Origin of the sequence: Paraburkholderia sp. GAS38 (assembly GCF_050434965.1) — a bacterium.
GTDB classification, from domain to species: domain Bacteria; phylum Pseudomonadota; class Gammaproteobacteria; order Burkholderiales; family Burkholderiaceae; genus Paraburkholderia; species Paraburkholderia phenazinium_A.
This window is the reverse complement of sequence record NZ_JBNDJO010000008.1, coordinates 304,759-326,238: the sequence shown is the minus strand read 5'-3', so window position 1 is coordinate 326,238 and position 21,480 is coordinate 304,759. Positions and strand designations below refer to the sequence as shown.

23 protein-coding genes and 1 other RNA gene are annotated in these 21,480 nt (G+C 64.4%); 10 read left to right on the top strand and 14 right to left on the bottom strand.

What is annotated here, in order from left to right; all coding sequences use genetic code 11:
- Positions 1 to 226 precede the first annotated feature (226 nt).
- From P3T42_RS20985 to lptF, 3 genes are read right to left on the bottom strand one after another with little or no spacing between them, the layout of a single operon-like run.
- Entirely contained in the window at positions 227 to 604 is a 378-nt protein-coding gene (locus P3T42_RS20985; RefSeq protein ID WP_429307115.1) for a sirohydrochlorin chelatase, read from the bottom strand.
- A 10-nt stretch (positions 605 to 614) separates the two neighbouring features.
- Complete coding sequence (gene lptG, locus P3T42_RS20980) at positions 615 to 1,763, bottom strand: LPS export ABC transporter permease LptG (protein WP_074302099.1); 1,149 nt, start codon at positions 1,761 to 1,763, stop codon at positions 615 to 617.
- A 3-nt stretch (positions 1,764 to 1,766) separates the two neighbouring features.
- A complete protein-coding gene (gene lptF / locus P3T42_RS20975; RefSeq protein ID WP_074302098.1) occupies positions 1,767 to 2,867 on the bottom strand; it encodes an LPS export ABC transporter permease LptF in 1,101 nt (366 codons plus the stop codon).
- 209 nt (positions 2,868 to 3,076) lie between these two features.
- Here lptF and P3T42_RS20970 point away from each other — a divergent pair, with 209 nt between their 5' ends.
- From P3T42_RS20970 to P3T42_RS20960, 3 genes are all read left to right on the top strand, one after another.
- Positions 3,077 to 4,588 (top strand): leucyl aminopeptidase, encoded by a 1,512-nt coding sequence (locus P3T42_RS20970; protein WP_074302097.1) that lies wholly within the window; start codon positions 3,077 to 3,079, stop codon positions 4,586 to 4,588.
- 49 nt (positions 4,589 to 4,637) lie between these two features.
- Positions 4,638 to 5,054, top strand: a complete 417-nt coding sequence (locus P3T42_RS20965; RefSeq protein WP_074302096.1) for a DNA polymerase III subunit chi — start codon at positions 4,638 to 4,640, stop codon at positions 5,052 to 5,054.
- A gap of 102 nt (positions 5,055 to 5,156) precedes the next feature.
- Positions 5,157 to 5,783 carry a DUF2486 family protein gene (locus tag P3T42_RS20960; protein WP_429307114.1) on the top strand — a complete coding sequence of 209 codons (627 nt, stop codon included), beginning with the start codon at positions 5,157 to 5,159 and terminating at the stop codon, positions 5,781 to 5,783.
- A gap of 30 nt (positions 5,784 to 5,813) precedes the next feature.
- Here the strand turns inward: P3T42_RS20960 and P3T42_RS20955 are convergent, their stop codons facing one another.
- Complete coding sequence (locus P3T42_RS20955) at positions 5,814 to 6,140, bottom strand: c-type cytochrome (protein ID WP_074302094.1); 327 nt, start codon at positions 6,138 to 6,140, stop codon at positions 5,814 to 5,816.
- 123 nt (positions 6,141 to 6,263) lie between these two features.
- Entirely contained in the window at positions 6,264 to 7,937 is a 1,674-nt protein-coding gene (gene ilvD / locus P3T42_RS20950) for a dihydroxy-acid dehydratase (RefSeq protein ID WP_429307113.1), read from the bottom strand.
- 180 nt (positions 7,938 to 8,117) lie between these two features.
- On the opposite strand from ilvD, the gene P3T42_RS20945 reads away from it, so the two are divergent.
- Entirely contained in the window at positions 8,118 to 9,119 is a 1,002-nt protein-coding gene (locus P3T42_RS20945; RefSeq protein ID WP_429307112.1) for a LysR family transcriptional regulator, read from the top strand.
- A 157-nt stretch (positions 9,120 to 9,276) separates the two neighbouring features.
- Positions 9,277 to 10,182 carry a prolipoprotein diacylglyceryl transferase gene (gene lgt / locus P3T42_RS20940; RefSeq protein ID WP_429307111.1) on the top strand — a complete coding sequence of 302 codons (906 nt, stop codon included), beginning with the start codon at positions 9,277 to 9,279 and terminating at the stop codon, positions 10,180 to 10,182.
- A 98-nt stretch (positions 10,183 to 10,280) separates the two neighbouring features.
- On the opposite strand, the gene P3T42_RS20935 is transcribed toward lgt, so the two are convergent.
- From P3T42_RS20935 to P3T42_RS20915, 5 genes are all read right to left on the bottom strand, one after another.
- Positions 10,281 to 11,006: an SIMPL domain-containing protein gene (locus tag P3T42_RS20935; protein ID WP_074302090.1), complete on the bottom strand. Its 726-nt coding sequence runs from the start codon at positions 11,004 to 11,006 to the stop codon at positions 10,281 to 10,283.
- A gap of 327 nt (positions 11,007 to 11,333) precedes the next feature.
- Positions 11,334 to 11,792, bottom strand: coding sequence for an EVE domain-containing protein (locus P3T42_RS20930; protein ID WP_074302089.1), 459 nt, complete (start codon positions 11,790 to 11,792; stop codon positions 11,334 to 11,336).
- Between the two features lie 134 nt (positions 11,793 to 11,926).
- Positions 11,927 to 12,108, bottom strand: a non-coding RNA gene (gene ssrS, locus P3T42_RS20925) — 6S RNA.
- A 101-nt stretch (positions 12,109 to 12,209) separates the two neighbouring features.
- Positions 12,210 to 12,524, bottom strand: coding sequence for a cell division protein ZapA (locus tag P3T42_RS20920; protein ID WP_074302088.1), 315 nt, complete (start codon positions 12,522 to 12,524; stop codon positions 12,210 to 12,212).
- On the bottom strand, positions 12,521 to 12,895 hold the full coding sequence (locus P3T42_RS20915; protein WP_074302087.1) for an ATPase: 375 nt from the start codon (positions 12,893 to 12,895) through the stop codon (positions 12,521 to 12,523). Before P3T42_RS20915 ends, P3T42_RS20920 begins: the two co-directional genes overlap by 4 nt.
- Positions 12,896 to 13,499: 604 nt before the next feature.
- Here P3T42_RS20915 and P3T42_RS20910 point away from each other — a divergent pair.
- From P3T42_RS20910 to cobC, 5 genes are read left to right on the top strand one after another with little or no spacing between them, the layout of a single operon-like run.
- On the top strand, positions 13,500 to 14,543 hold the full coding sequence (locus P3T42_RS20910; RefSeq protein ID WP_074302749.1) for a FecCD family ABC transporter permease: 1,044 nt from the start codon (positions 13,500 to 13,502) through the stop codon (positions 14,541 to 14,543).
- The gene (locus P3T42_RS20905; protein ID WP_074302086.1) at positions 14,540 to 15,382 is read left to right on the top strand and encodes an ABC transporter ATP-binding protein; all 843 of its coding nucleotides are present in this window, start codon (positions 14,540 to 14,542) and stop codon (positions 15,380 to 15,382) included. Before P3T42_RS20910 ends, P3T42_RS20905 begins: the two co-directional genes overlap by 4 nt.
- Positions 15,383 to 15,418: 36 nt before the next feature.
- A complete protein-coding gene (cobT, locus tag P3T42_RS20900; protein WP_074302085.1) occupies positions 15,419 to 16,501 on the top strand; it encodes a nicotinate-nucleotide--dimethylbenzimidazole phosphoribosyltransferase in 1,083 nt (360 codons plus the stop codon).
- A 24-nt stretch (positions 16,502 to 16,525) separates the two neighbouring features.
- Positions 16,526 to 17,284 (top strand): adenosylcobinamide-GDP ribazoletransferase, encoded by a 759-nt coding sequence (locus P3T42_RS20895; RefSeq protein WP_074302084.1) that lies wholly within the window; start codon positions 16,526 to 16,528, stop codon positions 17,282 to 17,284.
- A complete protein-coding gene (gene cobC / locus P3T42_RS20890; RefSeq protein WP_074302083.1) occupies positions 17,269 to 17,859 on the top strand; it encodes an alpha-ribazole phosphatase family protein in 591 nt (196 codons plus the stop codon). The genes P3T42_RS20895 and cobC overlap by 16 nt, the downstream gene beginning before the upstream one ends.
- A 72-nt stretch (positions 17,860 to 17,931) precedes the next feature.
- On the opposite strand, the gene P3T42_RS20885 is transcribed toward cobC, so the two are convergent.
- From P3T42_RS20885 to cobU, 4 genes are read right to left on the bottom strand one after another with little or no spacing between them, the layout of a single operon-like run.
- Positions 17,932 to 18,855, bottom strand: coding sequence for a cobalamin-binding protein (locus P3T42_RS20885; protein WP_429307110.1), 924 nt, complete (start codon positions 18,853 to 18,855; stop codon positions 17,932 to 17,934).
- A gap of 57 nt (positions 18,856 to 18,912) precedes the next feature.
- The gene (cobD, locus tag P3T42_RS20880; protein WP_429307109.1) at positions 18,913 to 19,932 is read right to left on the bottom strand and encodes a threonine-phosphate decarboxylase CobD; all 1,020 of its coding nucleotides are present in this window, start codon (positions 19,930 to 19,932) and stop codon (positions 18,913 to 18,915) included.
- 4 nt (positions 19,933 to 19,936) lie between these two features.
- Positions 19,937 to 20,872, bottom strand: coding sequence for an adenosylcobinamide-phosphate synthase CbiB (gene cbiB, locus P3T42_RS20875; RefSeq protein ID WP_429307108.1), 936 nt, complete (start codon positions 20,870 to 20,872; stop codon positions 19,937 to 19,939).
- A 2-nt stretch (positions 20,873 to 20,874) separates the two neighbouring features.
- A complete protein-coding gene (gene cobU, locus P3T42_RS20870; protein ID WP_429307107.1) occupies positions 20,875 to 21,423 on the bottom strand; it encodes a bifunctional adenosylcobinamide kinase/adenosylcobinamide-phosphate guanylyltransferase in 549 nt (182 codons plus the stop codon).
- Between the last annotated feature and the right edge of the window lie 57 nt (positions 21,424 to 21,480).

Here is a 21,480-nt window from a genome sequence, read left to right as displayed (position 1 = left end):
TTCCCCGGAGCAAACCGGGATGGCTCACTACGGGCTAGCGGTGGCAGCCCGCTTTCTTTGCTTACTTTCTTTGCGGCGGCAAAGAAAGTAAGTGCTGCCCCGCACAGGGGCGAAGCTAATAGACCGATAAGAAAACAAGGAGAGGCCAACACCGCAGGAACAACGCCAAAACCAAGGCGCCGCAGGCAAAATCAGCCAGAGAATGGCAAAGAATCGCTAAGCTAAGCTAACCCTGCACTTGCCGAAGGCAATACAGAGCAACAGCATCAATCACAGACTCATCCTCCCCAACAGCGATAGCACAATGAATATCCACCCCAGGATGCGCACAGCGACAAACATCAAGCACCGCAGGTAAATCCCGCCTGACATGCCCACCTTGCCCAAAAAAAACAGGCACAACGGTAACAGCATCACACCCTTGATCAACTTGCTCGGCAACAGCCGTAGGCAAATCCGGCTCCATCAACTCGAGAAACGCCAGCGAAACAGGCCCGGCGGAGCCATGAGACGCCCGCACCTTCTCAACAAGCCGAAAAAAAGGCTCACCCCACCGAGCGTCCCGAGCCCCATGTCCAAACAGCACGATCCCATGCAACGCCATGGCACAACCCCTAATGCCGATCCACCCACTTCAACCCAACCAACCCAAGCACCAGATACACTAACCCAGGCGTAGCCGCAGTCAAAGGCGCAGGCCAGGTATTCAACATCCCCATGTGCGAGAACAAGGTATTAAAGAGCTGGAAGCTCATCCCCAACATGATCCCGCCAAACACCTTCACCCCCACCACGCCCGCGCGCGTATGCAGATACGCAAACGGCAACGACAGCACCAGCATCACCAGCACCGCAAACGGATACAGCAGCTTGCGCCACAACGCAATTTCATACCGCTGCGTGTCCTGATGGTTCTGCTGCAAATGCTGGATGTAGCGGAACAGGTTGAACATCGACATATTGTCCGGCGACACCAGTAGCACCGACAGAATCTGCGGCGTCAGCTCCGAACGCAACGAGTACTCCGGCACGGTCGTCTGGCTCGCCCGGTAGACCGGATTGAGCGCATCCTTCGGCGTTCCCGCCAGCGGCGGCACGTCGAGCAATTGCGTATCCGTCACGTCCTTCAGCAACCAGTGGCCCGGCGGCTGATACTTGCCGCTCTCCGCAATCCGTACGTTCGACAGGCGGAACTTCGAATCGAATTCGTAGATGCGCACATTGGTGATCGACGCGTCCGGTTGCAGCTTGCCCACGTTCACAAAACGCGTCACCTGCTCGCCGTCCGCCCGCGCCGTCAACGTGTCCTTCACCCACACGCCCGACTCGAAGTTGGTCGACACCGCCGAACCTAACGCCTCCAGCCGCACCCGTTCGGACAACTGATCCGTATAAGGCCCGACCACTTCGCCGATCACGTAAGTGAGGAACACCAACGGAATGCCGATCTTCAGCAGCGAACGCAGCGCCTGATTCGTCGCGAGACCCGATACCCGGAAAATCGTGTACTCCGAGTTCGCCGCCATCTGCGCAAACACGTAGATCGAGCTGATCAGCGCGGCCACCGGAATGATTTCGTAGAAGCGCGACGGCGTCTGCAGCGCCACCCGCAGCACCGCATACTGGAACTTGTAGTTGCCGTGACCCACCGAGTTCAGTTCGTTGATCAGGTCGAAAAAGAAGAACAGACCCGAAAACGCAAACAGGACGAAGAGAAACGTAAGGTAGACCTGACTCGCGAAGTACTTTTCATAGATCCGCATCGGTCAGGCTCCCTGCGACGAACGGTGGAACATCGCCCGCGAAAACAGCGGCCGATTGCGCACGCGCAGCCAGAAAATAAACGCCACAATCCCCGCCACGATGACGTGCAGCCCAATCAGCCCCACCGGGAACGACATCTTGCCTTGCTCGACCCACGACTGCACCACGTTCAGAAGATTCGAATACGTCAGATAAATCAGCACCGCCATCACCAGATTGAGGGTGCGGCCGCGCCGCGGGTTCTGGTGGGCGAGGGGGATGGCCAGCAGCATCAGGTTGATCGCAATCAGCGGCAAGCCCGCGCGCCACGCGAATTCGGCGAGGTTGTCCTTGGTCGGGTTGCGCAGCAGTTCCAGCGTCGGCGTGCCGGTAGTGGTCGGGACGTTGACCACCGGCTGGCTCTGGATCTTCACGCCGTACCGTTCGAATTCCATGATGCGGAAATCCGGCTTGCCCGGCTCGCCGTCGTAACGGCGGCCGTTTTCAAGCACGACGAAGCGGTCGCCGTTCTTGTGCGTCTCGGTATGGCCCGTCTTCGACACCACCACGTTGACCTTGCCGTTTTCCGTGCTGGTCACGAACACGTTCTCGACGCGCGACTGGTCAGGCGACATCTTCTCGATGAAGAAGACCCGGTGGCTCACGGCCGATTCGCGGAACTGGCCCGGCGCGAGCAGCGAGACCTCGTCGCGCTGCTGGAAGCGCGCGCGGATCAGCTTGCTCTGCTGGTTCGACCACGGCCAGCCGACGAACACGAAGAACATGATGAGGATGATGATAGGCGTCGCAAACACGCCGATCGGCCGGATAAAGCGCGTGAGACTCACGCCCGAGGCCAGCCAGACGACCATTTCCGAGTCTTTGTACCAGCGCGTCAGAACGAACAGGATCGACACGAACAGGGTCGCGACCAGCATGATGGCCAGATAGCCGATCACCGTCAGGCCGATCAGGACCAGCACGTCGCGTGGATCGATTTCCCCGGAGGCCGCGAAGCCGACGATCCGGATCATCATCGTCGTCAGCACGAGCGTGAGGAGAACCATGAACACGGCACCAGCCGTGTACGCGAGTTCGCGCTGGAGGGAGCGTTCAAAGATCATTGTTGATGAAGAGAGTGCGTGCCTTGAGAGTGCCGCCCAACCTGCCGCTTCGCGCCAGGCCCCTCGAGAGGGCGAAATACTTGGGGCGGCCCGGCCTTTTATTAGGCGCCGGGTTGGTCCCGCCAGCTTACCGTGCAGCCGCCGCGGGAAAAATAGCGGATAATTGCGGCTTTCATCCTAAGCCCAGATTTTATCCGAGGACAAGCGCGATGGACTTTAGCATAAAAGCCTGTGATTGGAGCAAAGGCTCGTCAAACGGGTTCCTGACTGGAAAGTCCGATTGCATCGTGATCGGCATTTTCGAGTCGCAAACGCTGTCGGGTGCCGCACTGGAGATCGATGCGGCCACCAAAGGTCTGTTGACCCGCATCATCAAAGCCGGTGACATGGACGGCAAGAGCGGTACCACCCTGTTCCTGCACGAAGTGTCCGGTATCGGCGCTTCGCGCGTGCTGCTGGTTGGCCTCGGCAAGCAGGACGCCTTCAACCAGAAAGCCTACGGCGACGCCGTGCGGGCCGCCTGGCGCGCCATTCTCGCCACCAAGATCGTTCAGGTCACGTTCACGCTCGCCCAGTTGCCGGTGCTCGAGCGCTCGGCCGACTGGGGTGTGCGCACGGCCATCCTCGCGCTGCGCGAACTGTCGTACAAGTTTACCCAGATGAAGAGCAAGCCGGACACGACCCCGCGCGCCCTCAAGCGCGTCGTGTTCAGCGTCGACACCGGCGACGAGAAAACCGCCAAGGTCGCCGCCAAGCAAGGCGCGGCGCTCGCCAACGGCATGGACCTGACGCGCGACCTCGGCAATCTGCCGGGCAACGTCTGCACCCCGACTTACCTCGCCAATACGGCCAGGAAGCTCGCCAAAGACTGGAAGCTGAAGGTCGAAGTGCTGGGCCAGAAGCAGCTCGAAGCGCTGCGCATGGGTTCGTTCCTGTCCGTCACGCGCGGCTCGGTCGAACCGCCCCAGTTCATCGTGCTGCAGTACCAGGGCGCCGCCGCCAAGGCCGCTCCCGTGGTGCTGGTCGGCAAGGGCATCACCTTCGACACCGGCGGCATTTCGCTGAAGCCGGGCGAGGGCATGGACGAGATGAAGTACGACATGCTCGGCGCCGGTTCGGTGCTCGGCACGCTGCGTGCGGTCGCGGAAATGGGCCTGAAGATCAACCTGGTGGTCATCGTCCCGACCTGCGAAAACATGCCGGCCGGCAACGCCACCAAGCCGGGCGACATCGTCACCAGCATGAAGGGCCTGACGATCGAAGTGCTGAACACCGACGCCGAAGGCCGTCTGATCCTGTGCGACGCGCTGACCTATGCCGAGCGTTTCAAGCCGGCTGCGGTGATCGATGTGGCAACCCTGACCGGCGCTGTTGTGATTGCGCTGGGCCACCACAACAGCGGCCTGTACTCGAAAGACGACGCGCTGGCGGGCGAGCTGCTCGACGCTTCGCGCGAAGCGTCCGATCCGGCATGGCGCATGCCGCTCGACGAGGAATACCATGATCAGTTGAAGTCGAACTTCGCGGACCTCGCCAACATCGGCGGCCGTCCGGGTGGCAGCATCACGGCGGCGTGCTTCCTGTCGCGCTTCACCGAGGCCTATCCGTGGGCCCACCTCGACATCGCCGGCACGGCATGGAAGAGCGGTGCAGCGAAGGGCGCAACCGGCCGTCCGGTGCCGTTGCTGTCGCAGTTCTTGATCGATCGCGCTGCACAATGATCCATCGCAGGACCGACGCGCGGATCGTTGCGCCGAGGCGGAGCCGCCGATGACGAGAATCGATTTTCACTCGAACGTCGGCGATTCGCTGTTGTACGCGTGCCGCCTGGTCCGCAAGGCGTACCAGGCCGGCCAGCCCACCATCGTGCTGGCCGAGCCGGCGCGCCTGCGTGTTTTCGATGAGCAGTTGTGGACCTTCGCGCCGCTCGAGTTCGTGCCGCACTGCATGGCGGACAGCGCGCTCGCCGCGCAAACGCCGATCGTGCTGGCCGCGAATCTCGACAACGTGCCGCACTACCAGGTGCTGCTGAATCTCGGCGCCGAGGTGCCGGCGCAGTTCGCGCGTTTCGAGAGATTGCTGGAAGTGGTCGGTAACGCACCAGACGAACTGAGTGCGGGCCGCGAACGCTATCGCTTCTACCGCGATCGCGGCTATGCTCTCAACAACTACAAGCAGGGCGGCTAGCGTTGCCGTGCCGCCGTGCGAGGACGCCGCCAACCGGCGCGGTTCGCGCCGGTTGGCGAGGCGGCGTTGCCTCATCGCCCGATTCATCGACGGAGTCTATTCGTGCCCGATTCGTCCGATACATCCTTCGATACTTCAATACCGGTTCTGAACGAGATCCTCGTGCCAGGCAAGCCCGCGCACGCGCGGCCGGGCCATGGCGCGGATGAGGCGCTGGCTGCGGCTGCGGCTGAGCCAGCGGGTGCAGAAGAAGCGCCGGCCGCTGTCGCTGCGGAGCCGGCCGATGGCGTCACCGTGCACTCGGTCACGCCGGCCCAGGTGCAGGCTTTCGAGCTGCCCGAGCCGCCGGCGCCGTTCGAGCTGGCCTCGGCGCCGCAACCGTTCGAACTCGCGGCTCCGCCTGAACCCGTTGAGCCCGTTGAGCCCGCCGAGGCGTTCGAACCCAGCTCAGCTTTCCACTTTGGACGCGCTCCCGTTCCGGTCGCGCCGGTTCACAACCTCGATGCCGACGTGCTGGCCGATCGTCTGCGCGGACGTTTTGCCAGTTATCTGACGGGCGAAGGGCGCGCAGTGATCGAAGCGCGCTGCCGTGATGCACTGCAAGATCACACCACGTGGCTCGTCAACCAGATCACACGCGAAGTCGCGCTGGCGCTCGAAACGGAAATGACCGGCTGGGTGCGTGAAGCGGTCAACGAAGAAATGGCGCGGCGTTCGACCGAGCATTGAACGCGCGGGGTGGTGAAGGAGGCGCGCGGCTTATTTCAGCGTCAGGATCCAGCCGGCCAGCACGGCGGCCTGATCGGGCGTGAGCTGGGTGTTCGCGGGCATCGGCACCTGACCCCAGACCCCCGTGCTGCCGTCGATGATCTTATGGGCGAGGTAAGTTTCCGCGTCGGCGCGCGACGCGTATTTCGCGGCGACGTCATGCAGCGCCGGTCCCATGAACGGACGGTTCACCGAGTGACAGCTCATGCAGTTCTGCTGCTGCGCGAGCGCGAGGCCGGGAGCCGATTCCGCCTGCGCCGAAGCGCTGATTGCGAGCGTGCCCGCCAACGCTATTGCTGCATACGACATTGATTTCATTCTGGTCTCCGTCGGTGCAGGTGCCCGACTTGTGGTGCAGGCATTATAAAAGGAAAGGGGCGCACGGTTTTTCGTGCGCCCCCTTCGGCTTTTTGTGGCGGTGCGGACGTGGTCCGCTCAAGCTCACCCCGTGACCGCCCCCTTGTTGGCCGGCAGCGCCAACGCCGAATACTTCGCCAGCACGCCGCGCGTGTAACGCGGCTTCGGCTGTTGCCATGCAGCACGGCGGCGCGCGAGTTCGGCGTCGTCGATATTCAGTTGCAGGAGCAGCGTGTGGGCGTCGATGGTGATCGAATCGCCTTCCTGAACGAACGCAATCGTGCCACCCACAAACGCTTCCGGCGCGACGTGCCCCACCACCATGCCCCATGTGCCGCCGGAGAAGCGGCCGTCGGTGATCAGACCCACGCTTTCGCCCAACCCCTTGCCGATGATCGCCGAAGTCGGCGCGAGCATTTCCGGCATGCCGGGGCCGCCTTTCGGGCCGAGGTAGCGCAGCACGACCACGTCGCCGGCCTTGATCTTGTCGGCGAGAATCGCTTCCAGCGCGCTTTGCTCGTCGTCGAACACGCGGGCCGGTCCGGTGATGACCGGGTTCTTCAGGCCGGTGATCTTGGCGACGGCGCCGTCGACCGCAAGATTGCCCTTGAGGATCGCGAGGTGGCCTTCCTTGTACAGCGCTTTCTCGATCGGGAAGATCACCTGCTGATCCGCACGCGGTTTGGCCGGCACGTCCTTCAGTTCTTCGGCAAGCGTCTTGCCGGTGATGGTGATGCAATCGCCGTGCAGCATGCCCGCGTCGAGCAGGATCTTCATGACTTGCGGAATGCCGCCGGCCTTGTGCAGATCGGTCGCCACGTACTGACCCGACGGCTTCAGGTTGCAGATCACCGGCACCTTCTTGCGCATGCGCTCGAAGTCTTCGATGCTCCATTCCACCTCCGCCGCATGCGCGATGGCGAGGTAGTGCAGCACAGCGTTGGTCGAGCCGCCCGTGGCCATGATCACGGCCACGGCGTTTTCGATCGACTGCTTCGTGATGATGTCGCGCGGCTTCAGGTCTTGCCTGACCGCTTCGACCAGCACGCGTGCCGATTCGGCCGCCGAATCCACTTTCTCCTGATCGGGATTGGCCATCGTCGACGAGTACAGCAGCGACATGCCGAGCGCTTCGAACGACGAGCTCATGGTGTTGGCGGTGTACATGCCGCCGCACGAACCCGTCGACGGGCAGGCGTTCTGTTCGATCCCGTCAAAATCTTCCTGCGACATCCGGCCCGCCGTGAACTCGCCCACCGCTTCGAACGACGACACGATGGTCAGATCGACGCCCTTCCAGTTGCCCGGCCGGATCGTGCCGCCGTACACGTAGATGCCCGGCACGTTCATGCGCGCGAGGCCGATCATGCCGCCCGGCATGTTCTTGTCGCAGCCGCCGATCACCACCACGCCGTCCATCCACTGACCCTGCACGCAGGTCTCGATGCAGTCGGCGATCACCTCGCGCGAGACGAGCGAGTACTTCATGCCTTCGGTGCCCATCGACATGCCGTCGGAGATCGTCGGCGTGCCGAAGATCTGCGGGTTGGCGTCGGCGCCCCCGACTGCGACGACCGCCGCGTCGGCGAGGCGCTGCAGGCCGGCGTTGCAAGGCGTGATCGTCGAATGGCCGTTGGCGATGCCGATCATCGGCTTGTCGAAGTCTTCCTTTTGATAGCCGATGGCGTAAAACATCGAACGGTTCGGCGAGCGTGCGACGCCTTGCGTGATGTTCTTCGAGCGACGGTTGTGCGGCATGGGGAGCTCCAGTGTGTTTTGATCCGTGGCTCCGGTCCCACAGGTTGGGACCGGACCATCGAGGCAAGCTCAACTCGGTTCATGTCCAGTTTAGGTGGTGGCGCCTCTGGCAAGAACGCCGTTTTTCGCTGGGCGTGTTCAATGTATTATTAGCGGCCTATTAGGTCGTAAAATATATTGATGACACTCCCTGTCACGCCCGATCTGCGCCAGTTGCGCTATTTCATTGCCGTCGCCGAAGAGAAACACTTCGGCCGCGCGGCCACGCGCCTCTCCATGACGCAGCCGCCGTTGTCGCAAGCCATTCGCGCGCTGGAGGAGACGCTGGGCGTCGAACTCTTCGCGCGCACCAAGCGTTCGGTGGAGCTGACCCAGGTGGGCGCCGACCTGCTGCCCGAGGTGCGGCGACTGCTGGCGAGCGCGGAAAGCCTGCGGCCGCTCGCGCAGAGCCTTGCGCGCGGCGAGGCGGGGGTGTTGTCGCTGGCCTTCGTTTCGACTGCGGATTACGGCCTTTTGCCCTCGCTGCTGCGCGACTTCGGCGGGCGTCATCCGCGCGTGCGCCTGCAACTGACCGAAGCCACGAGCGACGTGCAGATCGACGAACTGGTGGCCGGCCGCATCGACGCCGGTCTCGTGATCGCACCGCTGCCGCCGCGTCATGCCGCGCACCTGTCGTGGTTGCCGATTGCCCGCGAGCCGTTGGTGATTGCCATGTCTTCGGAGATGGCCGCGCGGGTCGAAGGGCGGATCAAGGGGCGGGGTTGCGACGCCGACACGCCGGCCGGCGCCGAGTGGCTCGACGCGCCGATCAGCCTGCGCGATGTCGCCGATGCCCCGCTTGTGATCTTCCCGAGGCGTCTCGCGCCAGGCTTTTATGACATCATTATGGATTGCTACGGCGTGGCCGGCCTCACGCCACGCATCGGCCAGGAAGCGATCCAGATGCAGACGATCGTGAGCCTGGTATCGGCGGGCATGGGTGTCGCACTGGTGCCGCAATCGCTGCGTAACCTGCGCCGCACCGGTGTGGTGTACCGGCCGCTGCGCGAATCGGTGCCGGCCATCGAGACGGGGCTGGTGTGGCGCACCGCGCAGGTGAGCCCGGTGTTGGCCGGGTTTATCGACATCGTGCGCGCGCATGCCGCCACCGTCGAAGCGCAGGCCGGCTTGCCCGCCGGGTGAGGGGAGTGAAAGCTACGGGGCTTACACTGCGCCTTTTTGCCTGGCGTGACCCACTTGCGGCGAACCCATCGCGTCGTGGCCCGTCCAATGCCAACAACGCCAATCTGCCTGGCCTTATCGAATCCGCTTTTGAACCTGAACTGCCCATAACAATACGATGCACATTCATCCCAACTTCGACCCGATCGCAATCCATCTAGGGCCGCTCGCCGTGCGCTGGTACGGCCTGATGTACCTGGTGGCCTTCATCATGGCGATCGTCGTCGGCCGGCTGCGCCTGCGTCTGCCGTACGTCGCCGCGCAAGGCTGGACCGCCAAAGATATCGACGACATGCTGTTCTACGGTGTGCTCGGCACGATCTTCGGCGGCCGGCTCGGCTATGTGCTGTTCTACAAGGCCGACTACTACTTCGCGCATCCGCTCGACATCTTCAAGGTCTGGGAAGGCGGCATGTCGTTTCACGGCGGCTTCCTCGGCGTCACGCTCGCGATGGTGCTGTTCGCGTATCAGCGCAAGCGCTCGTGGCTGCAGGTGACCGATTTCGTTGCGCCGATGGTGCCCACCGGGCTCGCGGCGGGCCGGCTCGGCAACTTTATCAACGGCGAGTTGTGGGGCCGCGTGACCGATCCGAACGCACCGTGGGCGATGATGTTCCCGGGCGCCTCGAACGACGACGCCATCTGGCTGACGAAGCACCCGGAACTGGCGGCGAAGTGGCATCTGAACGATATCTTCGCGCAATACCACATGCTGCCGCGTCATCCGTCGGAGCTGTATGAGATCGCGCTCGAAGGCATCACCTTGTTCTTCGTGTTGTGGTTCTTCTCGCGCAAGCCGCGCCCGCTCGGAGCGATCTCCGCGGTGTTTCTGATCGGCTACGGTCTCGCGCGCTTCACGGTGGAATTCGCCCGTGAGCCCGACGATTTCCTCGGCTTGCTGGCGATGGGACTGTCGATGGGGCAGTGGCTGTCGATGCCGATGATCGTCGCCGGCGTGGGCCTGCTGGTGTGGGCGTATCGACGCAAGGGCCGCGAAGCGGCCAAGGCCGTCGGCGCGAACTGAGCGTCATGCCGCGCTGAATGAAGAAACGCCACGGCATGCCGTGGCGTTTCTCTTCGTGCAACGGGTCGTACTGCGCGTTCCGCTCGCGTGTCCGCGCGTTACTTCATCTGCACGGAGCCCGACACGTTCACGGTCACCGTCGAGGTACCGCCTTCGAGCGGCAGCGGTGCGGCCGCTTTTGCATCGGCGCCCATCGCACGCGCGCTCATCATCATCATGGGACGCGGCATCACACCGTTGTGCCCGACGTTGACTTCACGAATCGAATAACCGCTATAGCCGAACGCCTGCGCGCCGGCGCTCGCCTGCTGGCGAAACGAAGCGATGGCTTCGCTGGTGAGCTTCTGCTCCGCCGCGCGCTGCGCTTCCGGCGACAGAGAGAACTGCACGTTGCCAACCTGCATGTTCGAGGCCATCTGACCGGCCAGCTTCGAGGCCGCGGCGAAATCATGCGACTCCAGTACCACTTCCGTACGGCCGCGCCATGCCGAGATGCGCCCATCGCGATCGGTGGACGGATAGATGGAGAACGAACCGGTGCGCGCGGTGACGCCGCTCACGCCCTTGGCCTGGCGCAGGGCGGCATCGGCGCGCTGGTTGAGCGTGCTGGTGAGCGCGGACGGGTCGCTCGCTTCCTGTTCGTAGAACAGGGTGATGTCCACGACATCCTGTGGAACCTCGGCGCTGGCTTGCGCGTTCAGCGACAGCACGCCGGACGGTTCGGCTTGCGTGACGCCCTGCGCGTGGGCAGCGGCCGATGCAAGTGCGAGCGGAGTGGCGAGGGCCATGGCGAATGCGATGGCACGTGCGGTTTTTTGCGTCATTGTTAGACTCCTTGCTTGAGCAGGTTATGCGCGATGACTATATGGGCTGGCTGCGTGCGAAGGCCTTTCATGAGGCGTTCCGCTGCGTGCGCCGCGTGCTCGACATTGGGATTGATCGTTCTACCCGATGGCACGACGCTTGCCGGCCAGGCGCGCGGCTGCCGCTTGCGACCTGCTTGTGCGGTCGATGCGGATGAGCCGCGCTTGCGACCCAATTAGTCGTCGCGCACCCCGCCTTGGTTCCCTGACTTGACAATTGGCTTGTCGCGGCGCGAAGCCGCGGCGCGAAGCGAGTGCGCCGCGCGGCGCACTGCCTGGCTATGCACGCTACGCTAGCCGCTTCGTGATGAAGCGCCACTCGGCTTCGGTGACGGGCGTGATCGACAGCCGGTTACCCTTGGCGAGCACGCGCATGTCCGCGAGTTCCGCATGCTCGCGCAACGCGGCAAGCGGAATCAACGGGATTTTCTTCTTGAAGACAACGTCGACGAGTACCCAGCGTGGTGTCTCAGGTGTCGACTTCGGATCGTAGTAGGGGCTTTTCGCGTCGAACTGCGTGGGGTCGGGGTAGGGTGTCGACACGACCTCGGCGAGGCCGGCAATGCCCGGCTCGGGGCAGCTCGAATGATAGAAGAGCACGCCGTCGCCGATCTGCATCATGTCGCGCATGAAATTACGCGCCTGATAGTTGCGTACGCCGGTCCACGGCAAGGTGTGGTGCGGGGCGTGGGCGAGGTGATCGATGCTCGCTTCGTCCGGTTCGGACTTCATTAGCCAATAGCGCATGAATCGAATTGAACGTTGAAAAGAAAGAGAAAACGCCGCAAATCAAGGCCTAAAAGCGAAACGCACACAGCGGCGACGCAAAGACAGGACCCAAAAGAAAAACGGCACCGGACCCATGTCCGATGCCGTTTGATAAGGTCCCCGCCTTAGCCGCTAGGCCGGCATCCTGAACCGGGAGTTCAGAATTGGTCGCAGTTAGCAGCACTTCGGGTACATCAGACAGAGTGACGCGCACACCCGTGCTGCAAATTTCCACAACCGTGCACATGGCATTGGTTCAAGGAATATATGACCTTGGCGAACCAGGCAGGGAAGCTAAACTGATTGACCTCAAGTGCTTGCTGATGCTTGATCGCGCACTTCGCTTGAATTCCACACTTGAGTCAGAACTTGGCCGTGCAGCTACTTTAAACCTTTTTACTGCATGCTGTACTGTTGAATCACAGTACCTAGCTGTTCGTTCATTTGATGCATTGTACGCCGGATTTCCTCAGCAGGAAATGCTTCTCCGTGCCGCACGCTCGCTTGCAGCTTAAGCAGTTCCGATGCCAGCGACAGCGCAGCCATCACGGCAATGCGATCGACGCCACGTACATTGCTGTGCGCGCGGATCTTCGACATCTCCGCGTCGACGCGTGCCACCGCCTCAAGCAGCGCAGCTTCGGTTTCCGGCGAACAGGCGAGACGATACGGCTGGCCGAGAATCGATACTTCGATCTGCTTGGTGGTCATGCGTTTTCTCCGTGACGGGTGACGGCGCTGCCGGCCTCTTCTTCCTGATGCGCGTCATGCGACTCGTGCGCGGGTGAGAGCAGGTCGAGCTGGTTGTCCGGCTCATTGTGAGCGCGTGCACGCGGCAACTTTTCGAGGATCGCATTCAGGCGCACCTGGGCGTCGTCGATCTTCGCCGACAGCGCGTCGCGCTCCGCTTGCAGCGCATCGCGTTCTTCGCGCATCTGCGCAAGTTCTGCGCGTGTTGCATCGGCCTCGGCGCGCACCTGGGCGAGCTGGGTTTCGAGCGCTTGACGCGCTTCGTTATGACGCTGGCTGATCGAAATCAGCCTGCCGATATTCTGTGAAAGTGTTTCGAGTTCGGTGAGCATGTGCTGCGTCCTCTAAAGACGTGACATTTTAGCGCGGAATGTCGCAGGTTCCGACAATTGTCTCGTTTCGAGACGTAACAGCATCGCTTTGTGCAGACTTCGGTGGCCGAATCGGCCTGTAGGTCCTCCTGAATTTCACATTTATCCGTTTGCAACCGCACAGAACCGGTACGCTTTGACCTTTCTTGACGGGTTTTTCCGGCGCTCATAAACTTGCGGCGCCCTGATGTCCGTACGCGATTTTCCGACTATCGTGTGCTGCTAAACGGCAGACAGGGAACGAGTCCGCCAACGCGACCCCCACCTGTGTTGCCCCGCAACAGTGAGCGTCCGCGTGCTCACGCAGGCCGACCAGGACGTGGGTTTCAAACGCAAACCCGCGAGTGTGCCACTGCGCGAGAGGCGTGTGAAGGTGGGTCGTGCAGCGCGCTACAACACCACAACGTCACGAAGACGTGCTACGTCGCCACAAAAATTCCAGCAGGATCTTTCGAACAAGGACTATGAGCAGGCCTACCTCTGCACTCACCTGCGTGACAGCGACTGCCTCGCGCCGGGCCGGCAACGGCAATCGCGTCATGCCGCCGGCGCTGAGGCTGCGCGGATGAATCGACTGTCCGTGCGCCGCATGCCGGTCATGCACGCGCGCCGCGCGGCGGCGATCTGGTGCGTGCTGGCCGTGCTGGCGTTGGCCGTGCTGATCGCCTCGCTCGCGCTCGGCAGCGTGCCGCTCACGCCCGCGCGCGTGTTGGCTGCGCTCCTGCCGCAGTCCTCCCACAGCGGCGTCCCCGCCGACCTCGCGGGCGAGATCGTCCGCTCGCTGCGTTTGCCGCGCGCGTTGGCCGGCTTCGCATGCGGCGCGTTGCTCGCGGTGGCCGGCGCGTTGCTGCAGGTGTTGCTGCGCAATCCGTTAGCCGAACCGTATGTCCTGGGCGTGTCCGGCGGCGCGGCCAGTTTCGCGCTGTTTGCGATGATGGCCGGTTGCGCGTGGTGGCTCGTCGATGCAAGTGCCTTTGCCGGCGCTTTCGTGTCGATCCTGCTGGTGCTCGGCCTCGCGCGCCGCGAGTTGTGGCGTGGCGAGCCGCAGGACACCTCGCCGCGTTTGCTGTTGACCGGCGCGGTAATTGCAGCAGGCTGGGGCGCGCTGATCACCTTGCTGTTGACGCTCGCGCCGGACGACCGTTTGCGCGGGATGTTGTTCTGGCTGACCGGCGACCTGAACGGCGGCGGTATGCCCTGGCTCGCACTCGCTGCGCTCGTCGTCGTGCTGGTGGCGATGCTGCCCGCGGCGCCGCAACTCAATGTGCTGTTGCGCGGCGATGCGGCCGCGCAGGCTTTGGGCGTATCCGTGATGCGCCTGCGCTTGCGTGTCTATCTCGTGGCTTCACTCGCGGCCGCCGCTGCGGTGACGACCGGTGGGACGATCGGCTTCGTCGGTCTGGTGGTGCCGCATACGTTGCGGCTTGCGTTCGGCAACGATCAGCGCATGTTGTTGCCGGCTGCCGCGCTCGGCGGCGGCATGGCGGTGATGGGCGCGGACCTTGTCGCCCGCACGGTGATCGCGCCGGCGCAATTGCCGGTGGGCGTGATCACGGCGCTGATCGGCGTGCCGGTGTTTCTGTGGATGCTGCTACGCAGGCCGCGATGACGACACGCACGACATCCCCATCCACCGTGGCCACACTCAGCGCGCAACAGATCACGTTGCGCGCGGGCGAGCGCACGCTGCTCGAGCGCTTCACTCATACGTTTTATCCCGGCGAAGTCTGGTGCATCGCCGGGCCGAACGGCGCCGGCAAGACCACGCTGATTTCGGCGCTGGCGGGTTTGCAGCAGCCTGCCGCGGGCCAGGTGGAACTCGATGGCGTGCGCGTGGCCGACTGGCCGCCGGTGCCGCTCGCGCGGCGCCGCGCGTTGATGCCGCAAAGCGCGCACGATGCATTCAGCGCCAGCGTGCTCGATATCGTGATGCTGAACCGCTTTCCGCATCTGGCAGGGTGGGGCTGGGAGGGCGCAGCCGATCGCGCGGCCGCTCATGCCGCGCTCGACTTGCTGGGCCTCGCCAGTTTCGCGAGGCGCGACGTGCTGTCGCTCTCAGGCGGCGAGCGGCAGCGTGTCGCACTGGCCGCCGTGTTGTGCCAGGATGCGCCGCTGTTGCTGCTCGACGAACCGCTGTCGCATCTGGACCTGCATCACCAGATCGATTGCCTCGAGGCGTTGACTGCCTGGGCGAGTGCGCCGAAGCGTACAGTAGTGTTTTCGTGTCACGACCTGAACCTGGCGCGCCGTTTCGCGACGCATGCGCTGCTGCTCGACGGCACGGGCGTGGCCTGCGCCGGCCCGGTGCGCGAAGTGCTGACGCCCACGCTCGCGAGCCGCGCCTTCGGCTATCCGCTGATCCTGCTGCAGGACGGCGGCCACGAGGCGCTGATTCCGGCACCGCGGCTGCCCGATGCGCAGCGTGGGTCGGCCGGACCGGCACCCTGAAGAACGAACAAGAACTGATCTTTTACTCGAAGCCCTATGATTTCGTCCCTCGTTTTACCCGTTGTCGAACCGCTCGATCAGACGCTGCGCAGCACGCTGCAACACCTCATCGATACGAAGACCAAGCCGCCCGGCAGCCTCGGGCGGCTCGAAACGCTGGCGCGGCAGATGGGCCTTATCCAGCGCACCACGCATCCGACGGTGCAGCGCCCGGCCATGATCGTGTTCGCCGGCGACCATGGCATCGCGCAGGAAGGGGTGAGTCCGTATCCGCAGGCCGTGACCGCGCAGATGGTGGCGAACTTTCTGGCCGGCGGCGCGGCCATCAACGCGTTGAGCCGCGTGGCCGACATCACGCTTGAAGTGGTCAATGCGGGGATTGCAACGCCGTTGCCGGGCACCGAGGGGCTCGTCGATATTCCCATTGCGGCCGGTACGCGCAACTTCGCCCATGAACCCGCCATGACGCGCGACCAGGCGCTCGCCGCGATGCGTGCCGGCGCAGAACGCGTGCGCCATCACGCGGCGCTCGGGACCAACGTAATCGGTTTCGGCGAGATGGGGATTGCCAACACGTCGGCGGCGGCCTGTCTGATGAGCCGCCTGTGCGGCGTGCCGATCGACGAATGCGTCGGTCGCGGCACAGGGCTCGACAATGCCGGGCTCGCGAAGAAACGCAACGTGCTTGCCTCGGCGCTTGCGCGTCATCCGCAGGGTGCCGAGGCGCGCGGCGCCATTGTGTCGAGCGCCACCGCATTGGATGTGCTCGCAACCTTCGGCGGCTTCGAAATCGCGATGATGGCCGGTGCGTATCTCGCCGCCGCCGAAGCGCGCATGACGATTCTGGTGGACGGTTTCATCGCCACCTCCGCGCTGCTGGTGGCCGATGCGTTTGCGCCCAGTGTGCGCGAGTATTGCGTATTTGCGCATGCCTCGAACGAAGCAGGGCATCGCCGCATGCTCGATCATTTCGGCGGCATCCCGTTGCTCGCGCTGGACATGCGGCTTGGCGAAGGCACCGGTGCGGCGCTCGCGGTGCCGCTGCTGCGCGCGGCGGTGGCGTTCCTGAACGAGATGGCGAGCTTCGAATCGGCCGGTGTCGCGGACCGCGATGCGTGAGCGGCTCACAGGCGTCGCACGCTGATGAACCCGCTCATGGAGTTGCGCTATTTCTTCACGGCGCTGGGGTATTTCACGCGCGTGCCGGTGCCGCGCTGGGTCGGCTATGAGCCGCACTATCTGAACGCGGCCGCGCGTTATTTTCCGCTGGTCGGTGTGCTGGTAGGCGGACTGGGTGCGCTCGTCTATCTGGCCGCGTTGCGCGTGTTCCCGCCGGGCGTGGCCGTGCTGCTGTCGATGGCCGCGACCCTGCTGGTGACGGGCGCCTTCCACGAGGACGGTCTGGCGGATTGCTGCGATGCGTTCGGCGGCGCCTATACGCGTGAGGACGTGCTGCGCATCATGCACGATTCGCGCATCGGCGCGTTCGGCGCCATTGCTCTCGTGATCGCGTTGGCGCTGAAGTGGCAGACGTTGTCGACGTTGCCGCCGCTGCGGGCGGCAGGTCTGATAATTGCGGCACATGCCGCGAGCCGCACCTGCGCGATCAGTTATCTGGCGACGCTCGACTATGTGCGCGCGGAAGGCAAGGCGAAGCCCGTGGCGCAGCGCCTGAGCGGCGCCGCGTTCGCGTGGGCGGCGCTGTTCGGATTGCCGGCGCTGTTCTGGCCGGATTGGCGCTTCGCGTGTGCGACGCTTATGATGTTGGCAGTACTGCGCTTTGTGCTGGGCCGCTATTTCGTCAGACGCATTGGCGGTTATACCGGCGATTGCCTTGGTTTCGCGCAGCAGATTTTCGAACTGGCTATCTATCTGTTGGGGCTCGCGTGGATCTCGTTCTGATGCGACATCCGGCCGTCGCCGTGGAGCAAGGCGTGTGTTACGGCCAAAGCGACGTAGCGCTCGCCGACGATCCGTCCGCGTCGGCCGCGGCGCTGGCGATGCGCCTCGCCACCTTGCAGGTGCCGCCGCCGCGCGTATTGCTCTCCAGTCCGCTGCTGCGTTGTGCGTCGGTCGCAGGCGCGATGGCCGGTAATTTCGGCTGCGCGCATAGCGTCGACGAACGTCTGAAGGAAATGAATTTCGGCGCGTGGGAGCTACAGCGCTGGGATGCGATCGGTCGCAGCTTGCTGGATGAATGGGCAGCCGATTTCGACCACGCACGCGCCCATGGCGGCGAGAGTGTCGCGCAGTTCGTCGAGCGGGTGCAGTCGTGGCTCGATGGCTTTGGGCTGACGCGCGAATGCTCGCCGGCTTACGTCGTGACGCATGCCGGCGTGATACGGGTGCTTGCGTCGCTGGTGCTGGGCGTGCCGGTGGCACGTTCGACGCAATGGTCGCTCGATATGTCCGGCGTGGTGTGGCTGCGGCGTGACGATGAGCGGCAGGTCTGGTCGCTCGTGCGGTGGAATGCGTGAGCGTGTCGCGTGTCGGGTTGGCTGCGTCGTCTCAATCTTCAACCAATAGCGTGACACGCCATCACGCGAATCTCACTCCTCACTCGCGGGCCTGCGCGAGCGCGCCACCTCCAGGTCCTCGCACAACTGCCTGGCGCCCTGTGCGATTCGCGGCGCGGGCCGGTCGATCAGATCGCCGTCGATCGCAAACAGGTTGTTGCGCGCCACGGCCTTGAGGCTCGGCCACGCGCGCCATTTCTCCAGTTGCGGTAGCGGCGCGTCAGGCTTGGTCGCACCCGCCGATGCGGTCACGATCGCTTCCGGGTTGGCCGCCAGTACGGCTTCAGTGGAAACGGTCGGCACCAGCGGCGCGAGTTTCGCAAACACGTTGCGTCCACCACATAACGTGATCACATCGCTGATCATGTGCGTGCCGTTGAGCGTCATCAGCGGCTGATCCCAGACCTGATAGAACACGCTGACGGGCGGCCGGCTCGCATAGCGGCTGCGCAACTGCGCGATGTCCTGCCGGTAAGCGCTGGCCGCCGCGTCTGCGGTGCCCGATGTGCCGAGCAAGGTGCCGAGCCGGGTCAGCGTCACGGCAACGTCGTCGAGTTGATGCGGTTCGCTGAAGAAGAGCGGAATGTGCAGTTCGCGCAGGCGTTCAAGTTGGGCCTGCGCATTGCCGTGCCGCCAGACGACGATCAGGTCCGGCTTGAGCGCGACGATGCGTTCGAGGTCGAGCGCCTTGTTGTCGCCGACGCGCGGCACCTGCTTCGCTTCGGGCGGATAGTCGCTGTACGAAACCGCGCCGACGAGTTTCGCGCCGCCGCCCGCTGCATAGATCAGCTCGGTCACGTGCGGCGCGAGGCTGATCACGCGTTGCGCCGGTGCGGCGAGCGCGACGGTCGCGCCGGTGTCGTCAGTCGCGGTGACGGTGGCGTGTGCCGACGACGCGTAAGCGCAGGCAAGCAGCATGGCGCCGGCAAGTGAGACGAGGCGGGGCAGTCGGATCATGTGGCGAGACGTGAGTTTTTTGATGGGTGCGCTTTCGATAGGTGCGCGCCGGGCAGGTCAACCTGCGCGCGCCGCTTCGATTACATGAACGCTTTCGCTTAGCGCTTGCTCGAACCGCAGCCACTCGTCCCTGGAGCCTGGCAAGCCAAACCGCACGCTGGCCGACGCGGGAAACAACCGTGTCCAGATACCGCGCAAGGCGAGCTCGCGATGCAACGCGGCGGCACGCGGGTCGTCGGTCCACGCGAAAAGCGGCGTGCTGTGTGGCGAGAAACGTTGTGCCTGCAACAAACCGGTGAGGCGCGCGCTTTGCGCCGCGAGTTGCGCGCGCATCTGGTTTTGCCATGTGAGGTCTGTGAAGGCCGCGCTCACCGCATGTCGTGCGGGACCGCTGACGGTCCATGCGCCGAGTATCTCGCGCAACCTTCCTAGCAGCACCGGATCGCTCAACACGAACCCGGCTCGCACGCCGGCGAGGCCGAAGAACTTGCCGGGCGAGCGCAACACGACAAGGCCGGCGCGGTTCGTACAGGCGGCAAGCGAGGCCCCAGGCATCGCATCCGCGAATGCCTCGTCGACTACCAGCGTGCCACCGCGTGCCGTCAGTTGCGCGTGCCACTGCAGCAGTTTTGCGGCGCTCAGATGATCGGCCGTCGGGTTGTTCGGATTGACGATCACGGCGTGCGTGACATCGTCAGGCAACGCGTCGCATGCGATATCGAGCGGTACGATCCGATGACCCGCCCGCTCGAACGCCGGGGCATATTCGCTATAGGTCAGCGGCGCAATTGCCACCGTCGCATGCGGTATGAGTCCAGGCAACGCGCGAATGGCCGCCTGGCTGCCTGCCACCGGCAGCACATGCCGCGCATCGGGGGCCCCGTAGTAGTGGGCGGCACATGCCGCCAGACCGTCGCCTTCGTCGGGCAGGCGGCGCCATGCGTCGGCGGGCAGCGGCGGCACCGGATAACCTTGCGGATTGATGCCGGTCGAAAGATCGAGCCATTGCGCGTATGGAATGCCGTAGCGCTGCGAGGCTTCGTGCAGATTGCCGCCGTGGACGATGGGATCAGCCATAAAATCAGCCATGAAACGGGACGCTCAGCAACGCAAGCACGATCAGGACTGCGAGCCACAATATCACCGTGCGCTCAACCAGTTGCAGCGCCGCGACGATATGCCCGGCGTTGGCGGGCTGCCCCGCGCCGAGCGTAGGGCGTTGTTCGATCGCGCCGTGATACACCGCAGCACCGCCCAGCAGCACGTTGAGACTGCCCGCGCCGGACGCCATCACGGGCCCTGCATTGGGACTGTCCCAGCGCGGCGCCTGCTCGCGCCAGCAGCGCCAGGCCGTGCGCGTGTCGCCGAGCAGCGCATAGCTCGCGGCGGTCAGGCGCGCGGGAAACCAGTTGAGGCCATCGTCGATGCGTGCGGCGGCCCAACCGAAGCGCAGATAGCGCGGCGTGCGATAGCCCCACATGGCGTCGAGCGTGTTGGCAAGGCGAAACGCGAGCGCGCCCGGACCACCCGCCACGGCGAACCAGAAGAGCGCGCCGAAGATCGCATCGTTGCCGTTTTCGAGCGCCGATTCGACGGCGGCGCGCGAGAGTGCGGCTTCGTCGGCGCTGCCGGTCTCGCGCGACACGATGCGCGCGGTCAGCGTGCGGGCCTCGGCAAGATTGCGCTGGGCGAGCGCGCGGGCGATGGGTGCAATGTGGTCGTTGAGACTGCGCGCGCCGAGCGCGAACCAAAGCAACACGACATGTACGGCGCAGGCCAAGGCGAACGGCAGGACCGCGACGAGCCACGTGGCGACGAGGACCGGCGGCAACACGGCGAGTCCCCATGCGACGATGCCGAGCAATCGTCCGCGCCGCCCGGTGTTCAGCCGCGCTTCGATGCGCATGGCGAGCTTGCCGAAGCCGACGAGTGGATGCGCCGTGCGCGGTTCGCCGAACCAGCGGTCCACGGCGACGCCGGCGGTTGCCAGCGCGGCGATCAGGGGCAGCGACAGCATGGTTAGCGGACCGCCGTCTTGAGTGCGAGCGGCAGGCCCGCGACCATCATCGTGACCTGGGTGCTCAAGGCCGCGATGCGTTGATTGAGCCGCCCGAGTTCGTCGACGTAGAGACGCGTGGCGGCGCCCAGCGGCACCACGCCGAGACCGATCTCATTGCTGACCACGATGATCTTGCCGGCGGCCGCGCCAAGCGCCGCCTCGAAGGCCGCAAAGCGCGCGAGGTAATCGTCGCTCGCGGCGGCGCAGTCGGGTGGGCAAAGGAGATTGGCGAGCCACAAGGTCAGGCAGTCGATCAGGATGCAGTGCCCCGGCGCGTCGGCTTGTGCAACCGCGCCGGCGAGATCCACGGACGCCTCGATCAGTTGCCAGTGGGCCGGACGCCGCGCGCGATGATGGGCGATGCGGGCGGCGAATTCCGCGTCGTCGGCGCGACGCGCGGTGGCGATATAGGTGACGGGCCGCGCGCTGTCGCTCGCGAGCTGTTCGGCATGCAGGCTTTTGCCCGAGCGGGCGCCGCCGAGAACGAAGGTGAGGTCGCGAGGAATCATGGCGTGATTGTACCGGGGCGTCCTGGCGCGATGGGATAATGCCCGCTTCGGATAACC

Coding starts and splice junctions, on each gene's coding strand:
- cbiB (WP_429307108.1), bottom strand. CDS start 20,872: ATGCTGTCGCTGCCCCTGATCGCCGCGCTGGCAACCGCCGGCGTCGCC.
- P3T42_RS20935 (WP_074302090.1), bottom strand. CDS start 11,006: ATGACGCAAAAAACCGCACGTGCCATCGCATTCGCCATGGCCCTCGCC.
- P3T42_RS20930 (WP_074302089.1), bottom strand. CDS start 11,792: ATGCGCTATTGGCTAATGAAGTCCGAACCGGACGAAGCGAGCATCGAT.
- P3T42_RS20970 (WP_074302097.1), top strand. CDS start 3,077: ATGGACTTTAGCATAAAAGCCTGTGATTGGAGCAAAGGCTCGTCAAAC.
- P3T42_RS20920 (WP_074302088.1), bottom strand. CDS start 12,524: ATGACCACCAAGCAGATCGAAGTATCGATTCTCGGCCAGCCGTATCGT.
- P3T42_RS20985 (WP_429307115.1), bottom strand. CDS start 604: ATGGCGTTGCATGGGATCGTGCTGTTTGGACATGGGGCTCGGGACGCT.
- lgt (WP_429307111.1), top strand. CDS start 9,277: ATGCACATTCATCCCAACTTCGACCCGATCGCAATCCATCTAGGGCCG.
- cobD (WP_429307109.1), bottom strand. CDS start 19,932: ATGGCTGATCCCATCGTCCACGGCGGCAATCTGCACGAAGCCTCGCAG.
- lptG (WP_074302099.1), bottom strand. CDS start 1,763: ATGCGGATCTATGAAAAGTACTTCGCGAGTCAGGTCTACCTTACGTTT.
- P3T42_RS20955 (WP_074302094.1), bottom strand. CDS start 6,140: ATGAAATCAATGTCGTATGCAGCAATAGCGTTGGCGGGCACGCTCGCA.
- P3T42_RS20895 (WP_074302084.1), top strand. CDS start 16,526: ATGAACCCGCTCATGGAGTTGCGCTATTTCTTCACGGCGCTGGGGTAT.
- cobT (WP_074302085.1), top strand. CDS start 15,419: ATGATTTCGTCCCTCGTTTTACCCGTTGTCGAACCGCTCGATCAGACG.
- P3T42_RS20945 (WP_429307112.1), top strand. CDS start 8,118: ATGACACTCCCTGTCACGCCCGATCTGCGCCAGTTGCGCTATTTCATT.
- P3T42_RS20965 (WP_074302096.1), top strand. CDS start 4,638: ATGACGAGAATCGATTTTCACTCGAACGTCGGCGATTCGCTGTTGTAC.
- cobU (WP_429307107.1), bottom strand. CDS start 21,423: ATGATTCCTCGCGACCTCACCTTCGTTCTCGGCGGCGCCCGCTCGGGC.
- P3T42_RS20885 (WP_429307110.1), bottom strand. CDS start 18,855: ATGATCCGACTGCCCCGCCTCGTCTCACTTGCCGGCGCCATGCTGCTT.
- P3T42_RS20905 (WP_074302086.1), top strand. CDS start 14,540: ATGACGACACGCACGACATCCCCATCCACCGTGGCCACACTCAGCGCG.
- P3T42_RS20910 (WP_074302749.1), top strand. CDS start 13,500: ATGAATCGACTGTCCGTGCGCCGCATGCCGGTCATGCACGCGCGCCGC.
- lptF (WP_074302098.1), bottom strand. CDS start 2,867: ATGATCTTTGAACGCTCCCTCCAGCGCGAACTCGCGTACACGGCTGGT.
- P3T42_RS20915 (WP_074302087.1), bottom strand. CDS start 12,895: ATGCTCACCGAACTCGAAACACTTTCACAGAATATCGGCAGGCTGATT.
- ilvD (WP_429307113.1), bottom strand. CDS start 7,937: ATGCCGCACAACCGTCGCTCGAAGAACATCACGCAAGGCGTCGCACGC.